The sequence below is a fragment of the Vibrio superstes genome (assembly GCF_003569005.1).
In the GTDB taxonomy this organism is placed as follows: domain Bacteria; phylum Pseudomonadota; class Gammaproteobacteria; order Enterobacterales; family Vibrionaceae; genus Vibrio; species Vibrio superstes.
Map to the genome: position 1 here is coordinate 1056419 of NZ_BCUR01000004.1, position 19293 is coordinate 1075711.

Consider the following 19293-nt stretch of genomic DNA (forward strand, 5'->3'; position numbering starts at 1 on the left):
TTTTGAGATTTGAACTTAACACTAAGCGCTAGTGTGTAGCGTTGGCACGCTCTAGTAGCTCGCTCTGTGTATAGTTTTCTGCCTCTCTACCTTCCGCTATCAAATCAAGCACCTGATAATCAGTAAGAGTAGAGAACTCTTTGTTTAAATAGTCGCGAAAAGCCTGTTCGTTAGGCCACTTACCCCGAACGATATAACCATCATCCTTATCGAAGTCTTCGGTCTCAAAAAACGAAAAATCCGTCATACCAATGTTGTGGCAATACAGTACTAGATACACGATGAATCCTTGAGAAAAGCTTGTTAGGTTAAGTATTTAAAGTGAATCGATCATGATTTGCAAGGCTTTATAGGATTCTTAAGCTGTGGATTGTCTGGCTTATGTTTTAACTCGAATAAATCCTAAACAGAACTGTAAGATAACCGTAAATTCTCTTTCTCATTAACAACTTACACATTTTAGCGTTTTACTATCCGTGCAAATTGTTGCAGTGGAAGTCATATGAAAAAGTTAGTAAACCTCTTGGCGGTAGTGGGTTTGTGTGTATCGCTCGGTGCCAAGGCTGAAACGGGAATTGGTGTATCTGTGGGTAAGCCGTTTTGGGGGCTAGATGTGGCCCACAATGGCTTTCGAATGAATGTGAGTCTGGATGATCAATTTGGCATTGGAGCGAACAAAACCTTTGCGGTGTCGGGTACGCCAATGTATTTCTTTATTGGTGGTCAGTATGTGGACAGAAACCAGCACTATATTGCCCTGACTCCGGGCATTGGCGCGGAGTTTCGAGTGAAGCCTGTTGGGTTTTATATCGATCTTACCCCAGCGATTTATCTTGATGAACTGGATGTTGAGTTGGAAGCAAGAGCAGGGATTAAGGTGTATTTCTAGCGGAGCGTGATTTCATTCATGGGATAATTTGAACTTAAGTATCGGTACTACGTAAGAATGGTCATTGTTGCTGTGAGGGAATAACCATGAAAACGCTTCTTTTATCTGCTTTGCTTTGGCTTTCGTTTGTTTCAACATCGTTTGCTGGCACAACACCTTGGCTGCCTTGCTACGTCAATGGCGAGTATGTTGGCAACATTATGATTACTGAGTGCCGAAAACAAAACGGCAAGGTCTATAAAAACGAAAAGTAGTCGGTAGTTGAGAACTTACAGTTGAGAACCTAGAAATGAAAGCCTAGAACATCCATTGTTCTAGGCTTGGGCGTTTATTACATCGATGCATATCAGATGTCAGTGGAAGTCATTGGTTTTGGGGGTTATCCTGCGGCATTCTCTGCGGTCACTCACCATTTAGGGATGCGTACCCTTGAGCTTACTCGTTGTCGCCGTTCTGCTATTGCTTTGGTCTCCAACTCGAAACTTTCTTATTGGCTTCTTTTCACCCTTCATCTTCTTCATCGTGCTGTGCCTAGCCGCGATCGCTTTTAGCTAATGGGCCTTTAAGCGGAGCGACACAGTTGACCGGTAAGACAATCCTGTTTTGCCTCGATAATAGTGCGAGCGAGTTGCGCGAAACCAAATCCACCCTCTTCATTTAAAAGCACGCTAGGCTTGTGCGTTAGTTGAGGCAACACCTTTTGAATGTTACGCACGCCAAATGTAGTGGGTAGCCAAGCAAACATGGCCTCATCATTTTGCGAATCACCAATATAAATCACCTTGTCTAAGTCGATGTCACTAAAAGGTGAGTGTGCCTTGAGATAGGCTTCACTTGTTACGCGCTTACTGTGCTTGCCTATCCAAACATTAAGATGAATAGAGCTAAGAGATGCGTTGACTGTCTTACTATCAATAACCACAGCTCTCGCTTTCGTCAGCAACTCCTTTGCTACTTGTTCACTGACGGACTCTCTGTCTTGGCTGAGGTTAATTGCTACATCGCAAAAGCGAAATGGCTGGTCTGCTGCAAAATCAATACCCTCATAATCTTCCAAGATTTTAGCAAGAGCCGTTTTAAGCGCTGTTTGCTCAAGATGCATTTGAGATAGAGGGATATTCGATTCGGTTGCAAAGCCAGATTCGTTTTGGCTCATCCAAAATGCGCCATTTTCTCCGATAGCGCCATGAACGGGCCAAACCTTAGCGATTTGATCGCACCAACCTGCACACGCTCCTGTAACAGCGACTACCTTTACTCCAACTTCTTGTAGATCGTACAGGGCTTTTAAGGTGATATCGGGAAGTTGTCCCTCCCAGGTCAACGTATCATCTACGTCAGTCAGCAGCCATTCGATGTTCGCCAGTTGCTGCTGCTCAATTGAGTGTAGTGGTTTAAGCATTCACCACCTCTTTTACACACTCTTGGTGAGAGGAAAACTCGATGCGTTTTTCGCTTGTCGAATCAAATAAGTGCAAGTGCTGGTGGCTAAAAGTAAGGCCTAGAATATCACCTGACTTAATGCTTTCGTGTCCATCCACGCGCACTACCAGTCTTTGTTCACTGCTATCTAAGGTGTGACAATAAAGCAAGAGATCAGCGCCCAATGCCTCTATGAGCTCGACCTTGACGGAGAACTTTGGTGTGTTTTGCTCAACGAATAGATGCTCAGGGCGAAGGCCAACCTTGACTTTCCCTAAGGCTAAGTCTTGAGTCGCAATGGCGGTGAGTGAGTCGGCAACGTGCATACCAAGCTCACTGATCTGTCCATCTAGGATGTTCATGGCAGGTGAGCCCATAAAGGTCGCCACAAATAGAGAGGCTGGAGCATCGTAGATCTCCAATGGAGACCCTACTTGCTCAATATCGCCCTTGTTTAATACCACCAATTTATCAGCCAGCGTCATGGCTTCTACCTGATCATGGGTAACGTAGACAGAGGTTGTATTGAGACTCTTCTGTAAGCGTTTGATCTCAAGGCGCATTTGAACACGCAGCTTAGCATCTAGGTTGGATAAAGGTTCATCAAACAGGAACACCTTGGGCTTGCGAACAATAGCGCGGCCCATTGCGACGCGTTGACGCTGCCCGCCAGATAGTTGCTTAGGTTTGCGATCTAATAATTGGGAAAGTTCAAGCATTTCTGCCGCTTGCGTAACCAACTCATGGATTTCTTTCTTGGGTGTTTTTCGGTTTCGCAGTCCATAGGCCATGTTGTCGTAAACCGACATATGCGGATACAGGGCGTAGTTTTGAAAAACCATAGCGATATCGCGCTCGCCGGGTTCTCTATCATTCACCACCTTATCGTCAATGCTGAGTTCGCCACTTGAGATTTCTTCAAGACCGGCGAGCATGCGAAGCAGGGTGGATTTACCACAGCCACTTGGGCCAACGAGCACAACCATTTCGCCGTCATCAATAGAAAGATTAAGGCTATGGATAGCTTGATATCCATTTGCATAGCGCTTTGCGATATTTGAAAGAGTTAGGGTAGACATAATTTATTTCTCCGAGTCCACTAGGCCTTTAACAAAGGCTTTTTGCATCGCAATAACAACGATAACAGGGGGTAGCATGGCAATAATGGTGGTGGCCATGATCTTGTTCCATTCAATCACGCCATCGACGACGCCAAGCATCTGCTTGATGCCCATAACAATGGTGTAATAACTGGCGTCAGTAGTGATGAGCAATGGCCATAGATACTGGTTCCATCCGTAGATGAAGGTAATGACAAACAGCGCCGCGATATTGGTTCGTGATAGTGGCAGCAAGATGTCAAAAAAGAACTTGATAGGGCCTGCGCCATCTATGCGAGCGGCTTCGACTAATTCCTTGGGAACAGTCAGGAAAAACTGCCTAAACAAGAACGTGGCGGTGGCACTGGCAATCAATGGAATGGTAAGCCCATAGTATGAATTCAACATGTTGAGATTTGTTACTACCTCAAAGGTGGGCATGATTCTTACTTCTACAGGCAGCATTAGGGTGAAGAAAATCATCCAGAAGGCGAGCATTCTTCCCGGAAAGCGAAAGAACACCACAGCGTAGGCAGACAGAATAGAGATAGTCAGCTTGCCTATGGTAATGCACATTGCCATCACGAAAGAGTTCAACAGCATTTGCGGGATAGGCAGGGTGCTGTTGTTGTACGCCTCGCTACCTGAAAGCAGGTCTCTGAATACACTGAATCCAAGGTCGCCAAACCACAGTGGCGTGCCAGTCGCAAACTCTGTATTGCTATGAGTAGTCGCCACCAGAGCAATCCATACCGGAAGAGCGATGGAAACGATGCCTACAGTCAAGACTAGGTGACAAAAGAGTTTGAATAGCGGTCGTCTTTCTACCATTAGTAAGCCACCTTCTTTTCTACATATTTAAATTGAATCACAGTCAGTGAGGCAACCAGTGCCATCAATATCACGGACTGTGCTGCCGATGAGCCTAGATCTAGGCCAATAAAGCCATCGTTATAGACCTTGTAAACCAGGGTTGAGGTGCTGTTGCTTGGTCCGCCTTGCGTCATGGCATGAATGACTGCAAAGGTGTCGAAGAAGGCGTATACGAAATTCACCACTAACAAGAAAAAGCTGGTTGGTGAGATAAGGGGAAAGCTGATGCTCATAAAGCGCTTGATCGGTCCGCTTCCATCAATGGCGGCGGCTTCATGCAGAGATTTAGGCACTGACTGTAGCGCAGCTAAGAAGAACAAAAAGTTGTAGCTGATCTGTTTCCACGTAGAGGTAATAACCACCATCCACATGGCATGATCGCCATTCAGCGTAGGGTTCCAGTTTACTCCCAAGGCTTTTAATACCTCAGTGATGACGCCAATGGTTGGGTCAAAAAGAAACAGCCATAAGGAACCGGCGACAACGGGAGCGACGGCGTAAGGCCAGATAAGAAACGTCCTGTAGAAGGTTGCCCCACGCAGAATCTGCTCTGCAAATGCCGCCAATACTAGCGCTGAAACTAAGGCCAGTACTGCCACACACACACTAAACATCATGGTGGTAGAAAAAGAGTCCCAATACAGCTGATCATTGAACAGTCTGATGAAGTTTTCCAACCCCACAAATTCGCGACTGATGCCAAAGGCATCTTCGAGTTGAGTGGATTGGAAAACCGCCTGCCCAGCAGGCCAGATAAAAAACACTAAGGTGATGATCAGTTGGGGCGCTATCAAGGCTACAGGTAGCCACTTGTGCTTAAACACAACTTGAGATGACATAATGGTAAGTCCAAAAGGCGCCACCCAAATATAGGTGGCGCAGTACTAAGTTACTTTTGTGTGCGCTCGAAGCGACGCAGTTGCTGATCCCCACGCTCAACAGCGGTGTTCAAAGCTGTTTTCGCTGATTTTCTGCCAGCCCAAACTGCCTCTAACTCTTCGTTGATGATGTCGCGCGTTTGTAGGAAATTACCAAAGCGAATGCCCTTAGAGTTTACGGTTGGCTCGCTTGAGGTCATCTGCAATACAGCGGTATCCGTGCCTGGGTTTTTGCTGTAGAACCCTTGCTCTTTCGTTAGCTCGTACGCCTCTTTAGTGATGGGTAGGTAGCCAGTAAACTGATGCCAGCCAGCCTGAACTTCTGGGCTAGATAGGTAGCTGAAGAACTTAGCTACGCCTTTGTATTCAGCATCAGAGTGACCGCGCATTACCCAAAGAGATGCACCGCCAATGATGGTGTTTTGTGGCTTGGAAACCAGCGTGTCATCGTATGGAAGCTCAGCTACACCAATCTTGGTGTTTTGCATATTCTCTTGGATTCCAGCAAGGCCTGCCGAAGAGCCCATCGTCATGGCACATTCGCCAGTGTAAAACAGCGGCATACCGTCTGACTGGCGACCGCCATATTTGAAGATGCCTTCTTCTGACCATTTTCCTAACTGTTCAACGTGCTTAACAAAGGGTTCTGAGTTAAAGCGATAGTCAGTATCAAAGCCATCGAAGCCGTTGTTATTGGTGGCAACAGGGATGTTGTTGCGGGCACCAAAATTTTCGATCTGTACCCAAGATTGCCATGTGGTCGTGAAGCCACACTTTTCACCGGAAGCGATTAACTTGCGAGAGACGGCTTCCATCTCTTTCCATGTTTTTGGTGCTTCCTTGATACCTGCTTTTTCAAACATATCTTGGTTGTAATACATTACAGGTGTAGAGCTGTTAAACGGCATTGAGAGCATCTTGCCATCGTTAGAGGTGTAGTAACCTGTTACAGACGGTAGATAGTCATCAGCATCGAAGGGTTCTTTTGTGTCTTCCATTAATTGGTAAACAGGGTAGATGGCTTGCTGTGCGCCCATCATAGTGGCAGTGCCTACCTCAAAAACCTGCACAATAGCCGGTTGCTCTTTTGCACGAAAAGCAGCAATAGCACCCGTCATAGTTTCCGCATAGCTGCCTTTGAAAACAGGCTTAATTTCATACTCTGATTGGCTAGCGTTAAAGTCAGCGGCAATCTCGTTTACCTTTTGACCTAAAGAGCCACCCATGGCGTGCCACCATTCAACTTCTGTTTTAGCTTGAGCGTGAGCACTGACTAGTGCAGTTGCGAGTAAAGCGCCGGTTAGGTGCTTGATAGACATAACGTTTCCCTTTTTCGTTGGCTGAAAGAAAGCGAATGTTCAATTTTGTTCATATTCGCTTTTTTGTGTTCAAGTGAAAGTTAAACGAGATAAATGACGCTTCAGTGACAGAAAAATGAACTTATTTGAAACCGAATAAATTAAAAAATGTGACATAATTCAGTCATAAAACGCTGACACTCTACAAGTGAATCAATATGAACACAGAGTGAACTCAGATGAAAAAGGAACGCAAAACGACGGCTCATCGCGGTGTCTCAAGCCTAGCGCCTGAGAATACAATGGCGGCTTTTAAGCTGGTTAAGGAGCATGGCAGTCAGTGGATTGAGATTGACGTGCAATTGTCGGCAGACGGGGTACCTATGGTTATCCATGATCGCACGGTTAACCGTTGCACCAACGGGCGTGGCAGTGTGAGAGAGATGAGCGTGTCGCAACTAAAGATGTTGGATGCAGGAGGATGGTTTGACGATAGGTATGTTGGTGAACGCATCCCAACCCTAGAAGAGACGCTTTTATATGTGCAGGAGGCTGGGCTTCATCTCAACATTGAGCTTAAGGTGTACCCTGAAGATAACGTCCTCGCTTTATGCGATAAAGTGAAAGAGGTCGTTGAAGAGTCAGAAATACCACTGTCACAGGTGTTGTTTTCGAGCTTTGACAATCAGGCGCTCTATCAGATGATGCTAACATTGCCCTTGGTGAGAAGAGGCCAGCTTTGGCAACAAATCCCTGATGAGGCTCTTGCTTTACTGCATAAAATCGAGGCCTATAGTGTTCATTGTGATTACCGTTTTCTGGTCAAGCAAGAGGCTGAATTAATAAAAGAAGCAGGTTATCAGTTGTTTTGTTACACACCTAATTTCCCTGAGTTGGTCGAGAAGCACTGGCAATGGGGCGTAGATATGATGATAACGGACGACCCTAAAGCCTATGCTTTAACTCTGGAAAGTTGATAGTTGATATTACCAATATGCAAAATCTGAGTTTACGCCAACAACAAATGCTAGAGATGATCTCCTCCCAAGAATACTGCAGTGTGGAGGCGCTCTCGGAGCATTTTTCGGTCACTACCCAAACCATCCGCCGAGATATTAATGAGCTATGCACCTTAGGATATGCACAGCGGCATCATGGTGGGGTAGGTTTACCTGTGACGCTTGCGAACCGTAGCTACATTTCCAGGGTGAGCACCAATCAAGATGAAAAACGTGCGATAGCCCGTGAGGTAGTCCAGAGGATCCCTGATGGCAGTACCGTTTTCCTAGGAATAGGAACAACCATTGCAGCTATAGCTGAACAGTTACTCAATCATACCCAGTTGCGCGTAGTGACCAATAATTTCCAGGCCGCTCATATCCTTTCTCAATACGATCATATTGAAACCTGGATGCCCGGAGGAAGATTACGCAGTACCGATGGTGATATTGTTGGTGAGGAAGTCAGCCGATTCTTTGAACAGTTCGTCGCCGATATAGGCATAGTAAGCTGTGCATCAGTATCTCAAGTAAGAGCGGTATCCTCTCACTTATCTGAAACAAATCCGATGAATGAAATGGAGATTGCTATGGAGCATGAGCTTCGTGAGGCGCAGGTCAGCCAAGTGATCTTGGCTAATTCTCAGCAGAAGTGGCTAGTAGCGAACAGCAGCAAATGGCACAGAAAGGCCAATGCACGTGTCGCCGAGCTTGATTATTTTGACCATGTGTTTGGTGATAGAAACAAGTGTTGAGTTGGTTGCTGTTAGTGACACACGGCTAAAGAAAGGTTGCTTTTAAATGGATTATCTATCTTAAAATCAATTGCATCATGCGTTTTTGCGCAAAGATAATATAGTGCATAGAAGGCGCGGCTATTCAATAACTCGCTGAGTTTCAATAGTACGACGACTTGTCTTTAGACAATGAAGCCTACACATCTTTTTGCCACAAATGTTAAGACACATTTGCCAAATCTTTTGCTTAGATTCACTGTTCAAGCATTTGACCTGTGATGCACACAAATGACCGTCCAATATCAATCTTTCAATATGCTCAGCACTTATCTCTACTTGCACTGTGTTTTGATTCCAGTCCATAATACGCGCTCAATTTTCATTAATGATAATCATTCTCAAATACTAGCATGGTAACCGAGAACAGAAAACCATCGATTTATTAATGATAAGAGAATGCGCATTCTGAGCGCTTAATACTATTTGCTGCCTAAGGCAGTCATGTTTCGCGGATTTTAGCTAGATGAATTTGTCCCACAAAGATTATTTAAAGATTGCTTTTCCTTTTATTGTTTCAACAGTTACCCAACCTCTACTCGGCGCTGTAGATACAGCGGTGGTAGGGAAGATAGGCGTTACCGAACTCATTGGTGGTGTAGCCATCGGCGCCGTGATTATGAATACCTTATACTGGTTATTTGGGTTCTTCAGGGTCAGTACCACAGGTCAAAGTGCTATTGCGCTGGGCAAGAACGACGACCGAGAGTTGGCGAGCAGTCTGTTACAACCATTTACCCTCGCATTGCTCGTTGGTTTGGCCTTTATTTTGCTTCAACCCTTGATATGGAGCGGGGCGATGTGGGTGATCTCGCCTGATGCAGAAGTCGCGATGCACGCTAAGACCTATTTTAGCATCATGATCTTTGGCGCCCCTTTTGTACTGCTTAACTATGTGATTATTGGCTGGTTGATGGGACAAGCGAAGGCCAAGGCAACCTTGCTTACCCAGGTTTTTGGTAATGTATTGAATATTATCTTGGACGTAGTGTTCGTCTACTACTTTGACCTTGGTGTCGCTGGAGTGGCATACGCCAGTTTAATTGCACAAGTTACCACCTTTGCTATTGGCGGTTATCTAGTACTGGCAACCTCAAAGGTTTCTCTATTAAGTCATCTATCTTTGGTCAAAATTTCACGTGCTGATCTTAGGGTGATAGTAAGCGCTAACATGGATCTGCTACTGCGTACCGTGTGCATTTTGGTGTTCTTCAACATGATGGCACGTGTAGGTTCACAGTTGGGTACCGATGAGTTGGCCGCCAACGCGATTATGATGCAGGTGACTTTTCTTGTGAGCTATATGTTCGACGGCGTAGCCAATGCCTCTAGTGTATTTGCGGGAAAAGCGGTGGGCAGAAAGGACATCCGATTGCTAGACGATGTCTTAAAACTCAATATGCAATGGACCACAGGGTTCATTGTTGTACTGACTCTGCTGACCTTAGTGTTCAAGTATGACCTTGTGATGCTATTTACTGATATACCCAACGTGGTGGGCATCTATCAAGATATGTCAGTCTGGTTGATTATTTTCCCTTTAGTGGCTGGCTATGGTTTAACCCTCTACGGGATCTTCACTGGCACTGGTACAACAAGGCCTGTACGAAATTCTAGCTTTATTACTCTGCTGGTGTTCTTAGTGGTTCAGTTCGTTGCAGTGAAGCTATGGGGCAATCATGGGTTGTGGCTGGCATTCACCTTGTTCTATGTTGGCCGATTTGTATTTTTGTACCCTTACATCGGGCAAATTAGAGTTAGATGTTTTAAATGATATGTTATATCATCCACGCATATTTCGAGACCTGATTACGCTAGCTAAAATATAATGAACAACGACTTGCCTCTGCTTGAGGTTTCTAATCTCACGATCAGTGACTCAAGAAGAACCATCTTTAAAGATTTGAGCTTTGCCATTAACCCTGGACAGACCTTAGCGGTAATGGGGCCATCTGGTATAGGCAAGTCTATGTTGTCCAAGGCCATAGCGGGCTTTACCCCTGCTGATATCGAAGTGTCGGGTAGCATAAAAGTTGCTGGTGTAGAGGTGGCTCAATTGCCACTTTTGGCACGAAAGGCGATCCAAAGGCCTGCGGTTATCTTCCAAGATGCACTGCAGGCGCTTAATCCATTGGCTAAAGTCGGCGCTCAACTGAGCCTAGCACTGAGTTCAACGAGCACTAAAGCTAGCGCGCAACAGCTTCAACACATCACTGAGCTTTTGCAGAGCCTAGGTTTCGATTATCCAAAGGAAATACTTGCCAGTTATCCGAGCCAGCTCTCTGGTGGCCAAAGGCAAAGGATCTGCATAGCTATCGCGCTATTGGGTGATGCCAGTGTCCTTATTGCAGATGAACCGACCAGTGCCCTTGACCCTGTCTCTGAAAATGAAATTCTAAGCTTATATCGTCAGGCTATTAAGCAAGATCAATTGGCCGGATTCTTGATTACCCATGACCTTCAAGCGGCGTTGGCTTGTGACAAGCTCTTAGTCATTGATGATGGCAAGATGATCGCTTACGGCCAGCCCTATCAAGCATTACATGAGAGCGAGCACAGGTTCTGTTCTCAAGTACGAGAGCTGATGGCATAACCTATGACACACCAACACGATCTATCGGCACAAATCCAGTTTGATGGGGTTTGTGTCCACTACACCGCTTCCAAATGGTTCAAGAGAGAGCCTTTTCGTGCGCTTCACGGCTTAGACTTGACGATCGGCACAGAAAATCTAGCAGTAGTAGGGCCATCTGGAGCAGGGAAATCTACCCTGATTGAGCTGTTGTTTGGGCTTAGGTTGCCGACCTATGGCGAGGTGACTATTTGTGGCTTGCCACTTTCAACGTCGTCAAAAAAACAAAGGATGGAGCTGTGTAAGCACATTCAGCTGATCCCTCAAGAGCCTCACACTAGCCTGAATCCTTATTATTCCGTTCGCAAGATCTTACTTGAGCCTATGAGAAATGTAGGAATCCTTGATAAGCACGAACAGCGAATGGCAGAGGCATTGACGGCTGTGGGCTTAGAGATCAAACATCTGGACTATCTGCCAACACAGCTGTCGACGGGGCAAGCCCAGCGAGTGGCAATTGCCCGTGCATTGGTGGTCGAGCCCTGTGTGTTGGTGGCCGATGAGCCAACAAGTAGCCTAGACCCTATTAGCCGAAAGCAGGTGCTTGATTTGTTAAAGCACCTACAAAAGACCCGCCATATGCGACTTATCCTAGTGACCCATGACTTACAGGCAGCCAAGGCGTTGTGTAGTCATGTATTGGTACTAAGCAAGGGTAGGGTGGCTGAATATGGTAATCTTGACAGGGTGCTTAGCGCCCCTCAACACACAACGACACAAGCCCTTATTCAGGCACAACACGTTTCTACTTTTACACCATCATTTAAATAAAAGAGTAATTCCATGCGCTTATCTATGAGTAAAATTGCGGCATCAATCGCTTTGATTCTTCCCCTTTCAGGATGCTTTGATTCAGGTTCAGAACAAGCGGTAGCCACTGAGTCTAAGGCTGAAGCTACTGAGCTACATGTGGCTATGATGCAGCCCCCAAGAACGGGTCTTTCTCCACTATCGGATGATGCATTTAAGCTTTCTCGTTGGAGCACAGCTGAAACCCTGATCAACCTCAGCGACCAATCTATTGCAGAGCCAATGCTTGCAACAAGTTGGGAGCAAGTAGACCCAATGACGTGGCACTTTACTCTGCGTAAGGGCGTGAAGTTTCATGATGGTTCGGAACTGAATGCCGATATGGTGGTGAACTCATTAGAGCGCGCCCTGCAGGCTGCACCTAAACCCCGCATCCTAGATAGTATTGATTGGGAAGTGAGTAAACTGGCCGAGGATAAGATCGAGATAAAAACAAACTTCAACGATCCCCTACTGCCAAGCCGTCTTTCAAGCCCTCAGTTGTCAATCCTTTCCACTGCCGCTTATCTGGATAATGGACGTGTAGACCCAACTCGCGCGGGCTCTGGGCCTTTTGTACTGACTAACATCAATGGCACGACGAGCGCAAATCTAGAACGCTTCGATGATTATTGGGGCGAGAAGGCGAAGGTTGAGAAGGTATACGCTGAATACGTTCCAGATGGTTTTGCACGAGCTGCAGCACTGCGTACTGGTAAAGCAGACATTGTTGAAGCAGTACCTGTTTCACAAATCGCAATGATCGATTCAGAGCTTCTTCATGAAGTGGCAATGCCACGCACCAACACCCTGTACTTAAACAGTAAGTCTGCGGTATTCAAAGACATTGAGATGCGTAAGATTGCCTCGGGTGCCGTTGATCGCGACCAAATTATCAGCATGGTTTATGAGAACCATGCCGACAAAGCGCAGGGTCTGCTTGGGCCTGCACTAGCGTGGGCTGCGCCAATTCGAGGCGAGGCTGCGCCAATCGACAGCACGGCGAAGGCGAATGGCGAGACCATCACTATCGGTACCTTTACCGATCGCGCAGAGCTTCCTGAGGTTGCAGCACTATTAAAGCAACAGCTTGAAGCTGCTGGATTTAAGGTTGAGCTTGATATCCGCGAGTACGCGCAAATTGAAAATGATGCCTTAGCGGGTAAATTTGATGCCTTCTTGCTATCGCGCGCAACAGTGCTGGATTCTGGTGACCCAGTTGCTTATATGCAAAGCGACTTTAGCTGTGAGGGGTCGTTTAATCTTGGCCTGTTCTGCTCAGAAACTGTTGACCAAGCTATTAAACATGCTGATCTTCAGCAACTTGGAGAGCCTCGTCAGCACGCGATTATTGAAGCTGAGAAGCAGATCCTAGCTGAATACGCGGCGATTCCACTGCTGCACGAGCGTGTCATTCAAGGTGAGAGCACTCGAGTAAAACACGCACAGCGTGACCCTCGCGAGCGTCGTCTAGTAGACCAACAAACAGAGGTCAACTAATTAGCATGCTGTCTGCTGTAGCGAGGCGAATAAGCCTAGATCAAGCGATGCCTTGGGTATCTCGCATCTTCTTTTTGGCTTTTGTGGTTGTATTGGTGGGGTTGATGCCGGAGTTTGCTGGCATCGATCCAAGTCAATCCATCCTTCGCGCTCGTTCGGGTCATCAGCAGTTACTCACTGCTGAGGCCTTGCAATCGATTCGTGATGAGTTGCAGTTGGATCGTTCTACTGGCGAGCGTCTGTGGGATTGGTTATCTAGTGCGATGCAAGGGGATCTTGGAACCTCGTGGGTTGATGGTTCACCGGTTATTGATGGGATACGGCACACAGCGTCTACCTCGTTTACATTAATGGCAAGTGCTTTGGCGCTCACTGTCATCTTTTGTTTAATTGCATTTATATACACCATGGTAAGTTGGCATCGCGGGCGATTGGCATCTTCACATAATAGCCTGAGCTCTGTATTGGTGGCTCTACCTGAGTATGTGATCGCTGCAATGCTGATATTGGTGTTTGCCATTTGGCTTCAGTGGTTACCCCCTTATGGTTGGGTTGAGTGGAAGAACCTATGGCTACCTAGCCTAGCTCTTGCCTTACCTGCCAGTGGCCTTCTTAGTCGTCTACTTAGTGACAGCCTTAAGCGTGTCCTTAATGAGCCTTGGGTGATCACTTGGCTTAGTGCGAATATCTCTATTTATCAGATCACCTTGTTTGCTCTGAAGAGGGCGATGAGCAACCTGATCCCGCAGTTCTCTATGGTCATTATTGGCCTGACGGGCGGGGCGGTTGCCGTTGAGATGATCTTTTCTATTCCAGGTATTGGACGAATGTTGCTAGGAGCGGCGAAGTCCCAAGACCTTCCTATTCTGCAGGGAGGGCTACTCGTGCTATTGGTCTTCTCAATTGCGATTAGCTGTATCGGGATATTACTGCAGAAAATAATACTAGGTAAGGCACTGTCTAGCGGCAAGCTTATTGGCTCGCAATCATCGTTTAGTTTTACTAAAAGTAAGTGGAAGCGACTGGGTAGCCTTTCTATCTTTGTGTTTCTTTTTGTCTTTGTTGGACTCGCAACAGTCAATGACCCCTATACCAGTCAGTTTGGGCGTTTGGTATCGCCAAGCCTGGATATTCCCCTTGGCTCAGATGCAATCGGTCGAGATCTCTTTGCTCGCGTTGGAACGGGGATGTTATCAACACTGCAGGGTGGCATTTTAGCTACAGTGCTGAGTCTGTTCGTTGGTATCGTGTTGGGTTTGTGTACTCGATATAGCCAGGGTCTCATTGAGATCACCAAGGGCTTGCCTTATATCATTGTGGGTCTGTTGGTGGCGGGCTTAACAGGCATGAGCCCTCATAGTGCTTTGATTGCGATCGTGGTGACCTCGTGGGCACCGCTGGCCGCGCACTGTTCAAGCTTGTTATTGGAGGCAAAGGCTCAGCCTTATGTTCATCTAGCCCCAACATGGGGAGTAAGGTCTTGGGATATGTATAGGCATTACTTGCTTCCCTATATATTACCCCCTTTGCTTCGACACGCGCTACTTCGCCTGCCGGTAATCACGTTGAGCCTAACGTCACTGAGCTTTATTGGCTTAGGTGTGAAACCACCAGAGCCGGAGTGGGGGCTATTGATAGCAGAAAACCTTCCTTATATTGAACGCTCACCCTTTGGTGTTGTTGCGCCTATTCTTGGGTTGGTGTTGCTTGGGATTGCGGTAAATCTGATGTTTGATGATTAACTGACCGACAGCTATTAGCCTGACTTTCATACATCCCGATATGTCATTGCCGAGGTATTTTATCGGCAATCTTGAGTGTGCACAGTAGGATCCCCGATAGGAGCGCTCGGGGATGACGAGTTCAGAGGAAATTGGGGGGAGATCGCTATCTCAACCAGACGTAAAGTCGTCCCAGCCAGGCGTAAAGCCATCTCAACTAACGTTTGATGATTAACTGACTGACAGCTATTAGCCTGACTTTCATATACCCAGATATGTCATTGCCGAGGTCTCTTATCGGCAACCTTGAGTCTGCACAGTAAGATCCCCGATAGGAGCACTCGGGGATGACGAGTTCAGAGGGAATTGGGGGTAGATCGCTATCTCAACCAAACGTAAAGCCGTCCCAGCCAGGCGTAAAGCCATCTTAACTAAAGATTGATGATTAACTGACTGACAGCTATTAGCCTGACTTTCATATACCCAGATATGTCATTGCCGGGGTCTCTTATCGGCAATCTTGAGTGTGCACAGTAAGATCCCCGATAGGAGCGCTCGGGGATGACGGGATCAGAGGAAATTGAGGGTAGATCGCTATCTCAGCCAAACGTAAAGCCGTCCCAGCCAGGCGTAAAACCATCTCAACTAACGTTTGATGATTAACTGACTGACAGCTATTAGCCTGACTTTCATATACCCAGATATGTCATTGCCGGGGTCTCTTATCGGCAATCTTGAGTGTGCACAGTAAGATCCCCGATAGGAGCACTCGGGGATGACGGGATCAGAGGGAATTGGGGGAAGATCGCTATCTCAACCAAACGTAAAGCCGTCCCAGCCAGGCGTAAAGCCAACTCAACTAACGTTTGATGATTAACTGACTGACAGCTATTAGCCTGACTTTCATATACCCAGATATGTCATTGCCGAGGTCTTTTATCGGCAATCTTGAGTGTGCAAAGTAGGATCCCCGATAGGAGCACTCGGGGATGACGGGATCAGAAGGGAACGGATAGGACAGAAGACAAAAGGCAGAGGCATTCGAGGTGAGGGCTTGACTTGTAACCAAGAGTTAGAGTGTCAGCTATCCACGAGAAAATTTTCAGCGCGTCATTGCCGAGGTGTTTTATCGGCAATCTTGAGTGTGCACAGTAAGATCCCCGATAGGAGCACTCGGGGATGACGGGATCAGAGGAAATTGGGGGGAGATCGCTATCTCAACTAAACGTAAAGCCGTCCCAGCCAGGCGTAAAGCCATCTCAACTAACGTTTGATGATTAACTGACTGACAGCTATTAGCCTGACTTTCATATACCCAGATATGTCATTGCCGAGGTCTTTTATCGGCAATCTTGAGAGTGCACAGTAAGATCCTCGATAGGAGCGCTCGGGGATGACGAGTTCAGAGGAAATTGAGGGTAGATCGCTATCTCAACCAAACGTAAAGCCGTCCCAGCCAGGCGTAAAGCCATCTCAACTAACGTTTGATGATTAACTGACTGATAGCTATTAGCCTGACTTTCATATACCCAGATATGTCATTGCCGAGGTCTTTTATCGGCAATCTTGAGTGTGCAAAGTAGGATCCCCGATAGGAGCACTCGGGGATGACGGGATCAGAAGCGAACGGATAGGACAAAAGGCAGAGGCATTCGAGGTGAGGGCTTGACTTGCAATCAAGAGTCAGACTGTCAGCTATCTATGAGCAATTTTCCAGCGCGTCATTGCCGAGGTCTCTTATCGGCAATCTTGAGTGTGCACAGTAGGATCCCCGATAGGAGCACTCGGGGATGACGAGTTCAGAGGAAATTGGGGGGGAGATTGCTATCTCAACCAGACGTAAAGCCATCTCAACCAAACGCAAAGGCGTCTCAACTAAACGTAAATCCATCCCAATGAAGCGCACAGCCACCCAAGCCAAACAGCCCGTCATCCCAGACTTGATCTGGGATCTTAGGCAGTACGATGCCGACTAGAACGCACTAAACTCGGCGTACTGAGTCTCTTTCAACCAGCGTTGAAGGAACAATCACCCGCTGAAATTCCTTATGCTTGCCCATAATGGACTCAATGGAGAGCTTTGCAGACTCGACGCCAATTTGGTAGGCATCTTGGCGAACCACAGAGACTGGAACCTTAAACAGTTCCACCATAGGGATTTCATCGAATCCCAGAACAGAGGCTTGCTCTGGTACTTGAATGTTGGCGGTATTAAATGCTTGTAAAAGCTCAGCAGTAATCGCTAAATGTTGGGTGAAAAAAGCGCTCGGTGCCGTCTTCTTTTCTAACAATTCAATCGGGTCTTTGTTGAACCCTTGCTCTCTATCCCAATAGAGAATGGCATCAGGATTCTTTTCAATCCCATGTTTTTCAAGGGCGTCTACATACCCCTGATAGCGAGCTTGACGTGACTGGCTCTGTGAAAACTCTTGGGCGACAAAACAAATATTGCGATGACCCATTTCAATTAAGTGCTCGGTGGCTTCAAAGGCGGCCTGTTGATAATCGGATAGCACCAAGTGACTGAGACAATCGGGATACTCCAATTGGAATTGCACTATAGGCATGCCACCGGCAATAAACTGATTGATGAGCTCTGAGTTTTGACCCGATGAGGTGATGATGATGCCATCTACGCACATTTGCTGTAGTGATAATAGTGCGCGCTTCTCGGCTTCTACATCAAAGTCACTGTTATAAATCATCACATTGTAATTGTGTTTTTTGCAGTAATCGTCGATTCCGCGCATAACGCGACTGGTGTTGAAGCCTGCGATATCACGCACCACTACGCCAATGGTTTTGGTTTTCTCTACCTTGAGGCTGCGTGCGATAGGGTTTGGGACGTAATTAAGCTCTTTGATCGCCGATTCGATCTTTAGCTTAGTTTGTGGCGACATATGACCAAAGCGACCATTAAGATACTGTGAGACCGTACTCTTAGATACACTGGCCTGTGTCGCTACATCGACAATTCTTACTTTCTTCATATTCGCTTTTAAATTGTTAACCACGTCAAACTAGAGAGTTGACATTCTATTCTGAGATCTAGATGATAGCAAGTAAATCGGTTTACAAAACCGTTTTAGTAAACCGATTTACTCAAATATAAATCGAATTAAAACTGAATGAGAGATTAAGATGATAATCCAAGATGTAAAAGTATTTGTCACCAACCCAGGAAGAAACTTCGTCACTGTTAAAGTGGTTACCGATGAAGGTGTGTTTGGCCTAGGTGATGCAACGGTTAATGGTCGTGAAATGGCAGTGGCAGCTTATCTAGAAGAGCATGTGAAGCCATGCCTAATCGGTCGCGACCCGCACATGATTGAAGATATTTGGCAATACCTCTACATGGGCGTGTACTGGCGACGTGGTCCAATTACGATGGCCGCAATTGCTGCTATTGATATGGCACTTTGGGACATTAAGGGCAAGCTAGCTGGATTACCCGTCTATCAGTTACTTGGCGGAAAATGTCGCAACGGTGTTAGGCTTTACGCTCATGCCAATGGTGAGACCATCGAAGATACCTTGGACAAGGCTGAGGAATGCATAGAGCAGGGCTTCAAGGCTGTACGTCTGCAGTCGGCTATACCAGGATTATCTGAAACCTATGGGGTTCTTGGTGACAAGAAAGATTACTTTGAGTTGCAAGGCAATCGCCCATTACCGCCAGAGCAGGATTGGTCTACTAGTAAGTACTTTAAATTGGTGCCTGAGTTATTTGAAAAAGCCAAGGAGCGCTTTGGTGATCAAGCTGAGTTTCTGCATGATACACACAGCCGTTTAACGCCAATTGAATCGGCAAAGCTGGGAAAGATGCTCGAACCGTACAACCTTTTGTTTTTAGAAGACGCATCGATTGCTGAAAACCAAGAAAACTATAAATTGATTCGTCATCACACCACAACGCCTCTTGCCTTGGGTGAAACCTACAACACCATTTGGGATTGTAAGGACCTGATTCAAAACCAATGGATTGATTACATCCGCACCGCAGCAACCCATGCTGGTGGTATTACCGGGATGAAGAAGATTTCAGACTTTGCCGCGGTGTACAACGTAAGAACCGCTCCGCACGGTGCGCCTGATCTGTCGCCAATCTGTTTTGCCGCGCATATGCACTTGAATATCTCTACTCATAACTTTGGTATCCAAGAGTTTGTTGGCTTTGGCAATGAGGCATGCCAGTCCATCTTTAAGCACGATATGAAGCTAGATAACGGCATGATTTTAGTCAGCGATGCGCCAGGGCTGGGCGTGGAATTTGATGAAGAAGAAGCCGCGAAATACGAATACAAGCGCTCATACTTGCCAGTAAGCCGATTGGAAGACGGTACGCTTTGGCACTGGTAAGCCTCATACAAACTAGCGTTTATTAAACAGAATTTTTGGA

At 46.5% G+C, this 19293-nt stretch carries 19 protein-coding genes; 12 read left to right on the forward strand and 7 right to left on the reverse strand.

The window, feature by feature from the left end; genetic code table 11:
- Window positions 1-28: 28 nt before the first annotated feature.
- Window positions 29-280 (reverse strand): hypothetical protein, encoded by a 252-nt coding sequence (locus D5I41_RS12815; RefSeq protein ID WP_119010113.1) that lies wholly within the window; start codon window positions 278-280, stop codon window positions 29-31.
- A gap of 222 nt (window positions 281-502) precedes the next feature.
- Here D5I41_RS12815 and D5I41_RS12820 point away from each other — a divergent pair, with 222 nt between their 5' ends.
- From D5I41_RS12820 to D5I41_RS12825, 3 genes are all read left to right on the forward strand, one after another.
- The gene (locus D5I41_RS12820) at window positions 503-889 is read left to right on the forward strand and encodes a hypothetical protein (RefSeq protein ID WP_119010114.1); all 387 of its coding nucleotides are present in this window, start codon (window positions 503-505) and stop codon (window positions 887-889) included.
- Window positions 890-975: 86 nt separating this feature from the next.
- On the forward strand, window positions 976-1143 hold the full coding sequence (locus D5I41_RS21230) for a hypothetical protein (RefSeq protein WP_162892835.1): 168 nt from the start codon (window positions 976-978) through the stop codon (window positions 1141-1143).
- Between the two features lie 96 nt (window positions 1144-1239).
- On the forward strand, window positions 1240-1440 hold the full coding sequence (locus tag D5I41_RS12825) for a hypothetical protein (RefSeq protein ID WP_119011509.1): 201 nt from the start codon (window positions 1240-1242) through the stop codon (window positions 1438-1440).
- Window positions 1441-1451: 11 nt separating this feature from the next.
- Here the strand turns inward: D5I41_RS12825 and D5I41_RS12830 are convergent, their stop codons facing one another.
- The 5 genes from D5I41_RS12830 to ugpB are packed head-to-tail and all read right to left on the reverse strand — an operon-like array spanning window position 1452 to window position 6481.
- A complete protein-coding gene (locus tag D5I41_RS12830) occupies window positions 1452-2291 on the reverse strand; it encodes an HAD-IIB family hydrolase (RefSeq protein ID WP_119010115.1) in 840 nt (279 codons plus the stop codon).
- Complete coding sequence (locus tag D5I41_RS12835) at window positions 2284-3390, reverse strand: sn-glycerol-3-phosphate import ATP-binding protein UgpC (RefSeq protein WP_119010116.1); 1107 nt, start codon at window positions 3388-3390, stop codon at window positions 2284-2286. Before D5I41_RS12835 ends, D5I41_RS12830 begins: the two co-directional genes overlap by 8 nt.
- Window positions 3391-3393: 3 nt before the next feature.
- Complete coding sequence (ugpE, locus tag D5I41_RS12840; protein ID WP_119010117.1) at window positions 3394-4242, reverse strand: sn-glycerol-3-phosphate ABC transporter permease UgpE; 849 nt, start codon at window positions 4240-4242, stop codon at window positions 3394-3396.
- Window positions 4242-5123: a sn-glycerol-3-phosphate ABC transporter permease UgpA gene (gene ugpA, locus D5I41_RS12845; RefSeq protein WP_119010118.1), complete on the reverse strand. Its 882-nt coding sequence runs from the start codon at window positions 5121-5123 to the stop codon at window positions 4242-4244. Before ugpA ends, ugpE begins: the two co-directional genes overlap by 1 nt.
- A gap of 50 nt (window positions 5124-5173) precedes the next feature.
- On the reverse strand, window positions 5174-6481 hold the full coding sequence (gene ugpB / locus D5I41_RS12850) for a sn-glycerol-3-phosphate ABC transporter substrate-binding protein UgpB (protein ID WP_119010119.1): 1308 nt from the start codon (window positions 6479-6481) through the stop codon (window positions 5174-5176).
- 218 nt (window positions 6482-6699) lie between these two features.
- On the opposite strand from ugpB, the gene D5I41_RS12855 reads away from it, so the two are divergent.
- The 8 genes from D5I41_RS12855 (at window position 6700) to D5I41_RS12895 (ending at window position 16870) form a co-directional block, all read left to right on the forward strand.
- Window positions 6700-7437, forward strand: a complete 738-nt coding sequence (locus tag D5I41_RS12855; protein WP_119010120.1) for a glycerophosphoryl diester phosphodiesterase — start codon at window positions 6700-6702, stop codon at window positions 7435-7437.
- A 17-nt stretch (window positions 7438-7454) separates the two neighbouring features.
- Window positions 7455-8213: a DeoR/GlpR family DNA-binding transcription regulator gene (locus tag D5I41_RS12860; RefSeq protein ID WP_119011510.1), complete on the forward strand. Its 759-nt coding sequence runs from the start codon at window positions 7455-7457 to the stop codon at window positions 8211-8213.
- A gap of 505 nt (window positions 8214-8718) precedes the next feature.
- The gene (locus D5I41_RS12870; protein ID WP_119010122.1) at window positions 8719-10026 is read left to right on the forward strand and encodes an MATE family efflux transporter; all 1308 of its coding nucleotides are present in this window, start codon (window positions 8719-8721) and stop codon (window positions 10024-10026) included.
- A gap of 54 nt (window positions 10027-10080) precedes the next feature.
- Window positions 10081-10845, forward strand: a complete 765-nt coding sequence (locus tag D5I41_RS12875; protein WP_119010123.1) for an ATP-binding cassette domain-containing protein — start codon at window positions 10081-10083, stop codon at window positions 10843-10845.
- Window positions 10846-10848: 3 nt separating this feature from the next.
- A complete protein-coding gene (locus tag D5I41_RS12880; protein ID WP_119010124.1) occupies window positions 10849-11655 on the forward strand; it encodes an ABC transporter ATP-binding protein in 807 nt (268 codons plus the stop codon).
- A gap of 12 nt (window positions 11656-11667) precedes the next feature.
- Window positions 11668-13173, forward strand: a complete 1506-nt coding sequence (locus D5I41_RS12885; protein ID WP_119010125.1) for an ABC transporter substrate-binding protein — start codon at window positions 11668-11670, stop codon at window positions 13171-13173.
- 5 nt (window positions 13174-13178) lie between these two features.
- Window positions 13179-14915 carry an ABC transporter permease subunit gene (locus tag D5I41_RS12890; RefSeq protein ID WP_119010126.1) on the forward strand — a complete coding sequence of 579 codons (1737 nt, stop codon included), beginning with the start codon at window positions 13179-13181 and terminating at the stop codon, window positions 14913-14915.
- A gap of 1769 nt (window positions 14916-16684) precedes the next feature.
- Window positions 16685-16870, forward strand: coding sequence for a hypothetical protein (locus tag D5I41_RS12895; RefSeq protein ID WP_119010127.1), 186 nt, complete (start codon window positions 16685-16687; stop codon window positions 16868-16870).
- A 6-nt stretch (window positions 16871-16876) separates the two neighbouring features.
- On the opposite strand, the gene D5I41_RS12900 is transcribed toward D5I41_RS12895, so the two are convergent.
- Complete coding sequence (locus D5I41_RS12900) at window positions 16877-17884, reverse strand: LacI family DNA-binding transcriptional regulator (RefSeq protein ID WP_119010128.1); 1008 nt, start codon at window positions 17882-17884, stop codon at window positions 16877-16879.
- Between the two features lie 151 nt (window positions 17885-18035).
- On the opposite strand from D5I41_RS12900, the gene manD reads away from it, so the two are divergent.
- Window positions 18036-19253, forward strand: a complete 1218-nt coding sequence (gene manD / locus D5I41_RS12905; protein WP_119010129.1) for a D-mannonate dehydratase ManD — start codon at window positions 18036-18038, stop codon at window positions 19251-19253.
- Window positions 19254-19293: the final 40 nt, after the last annotated feature.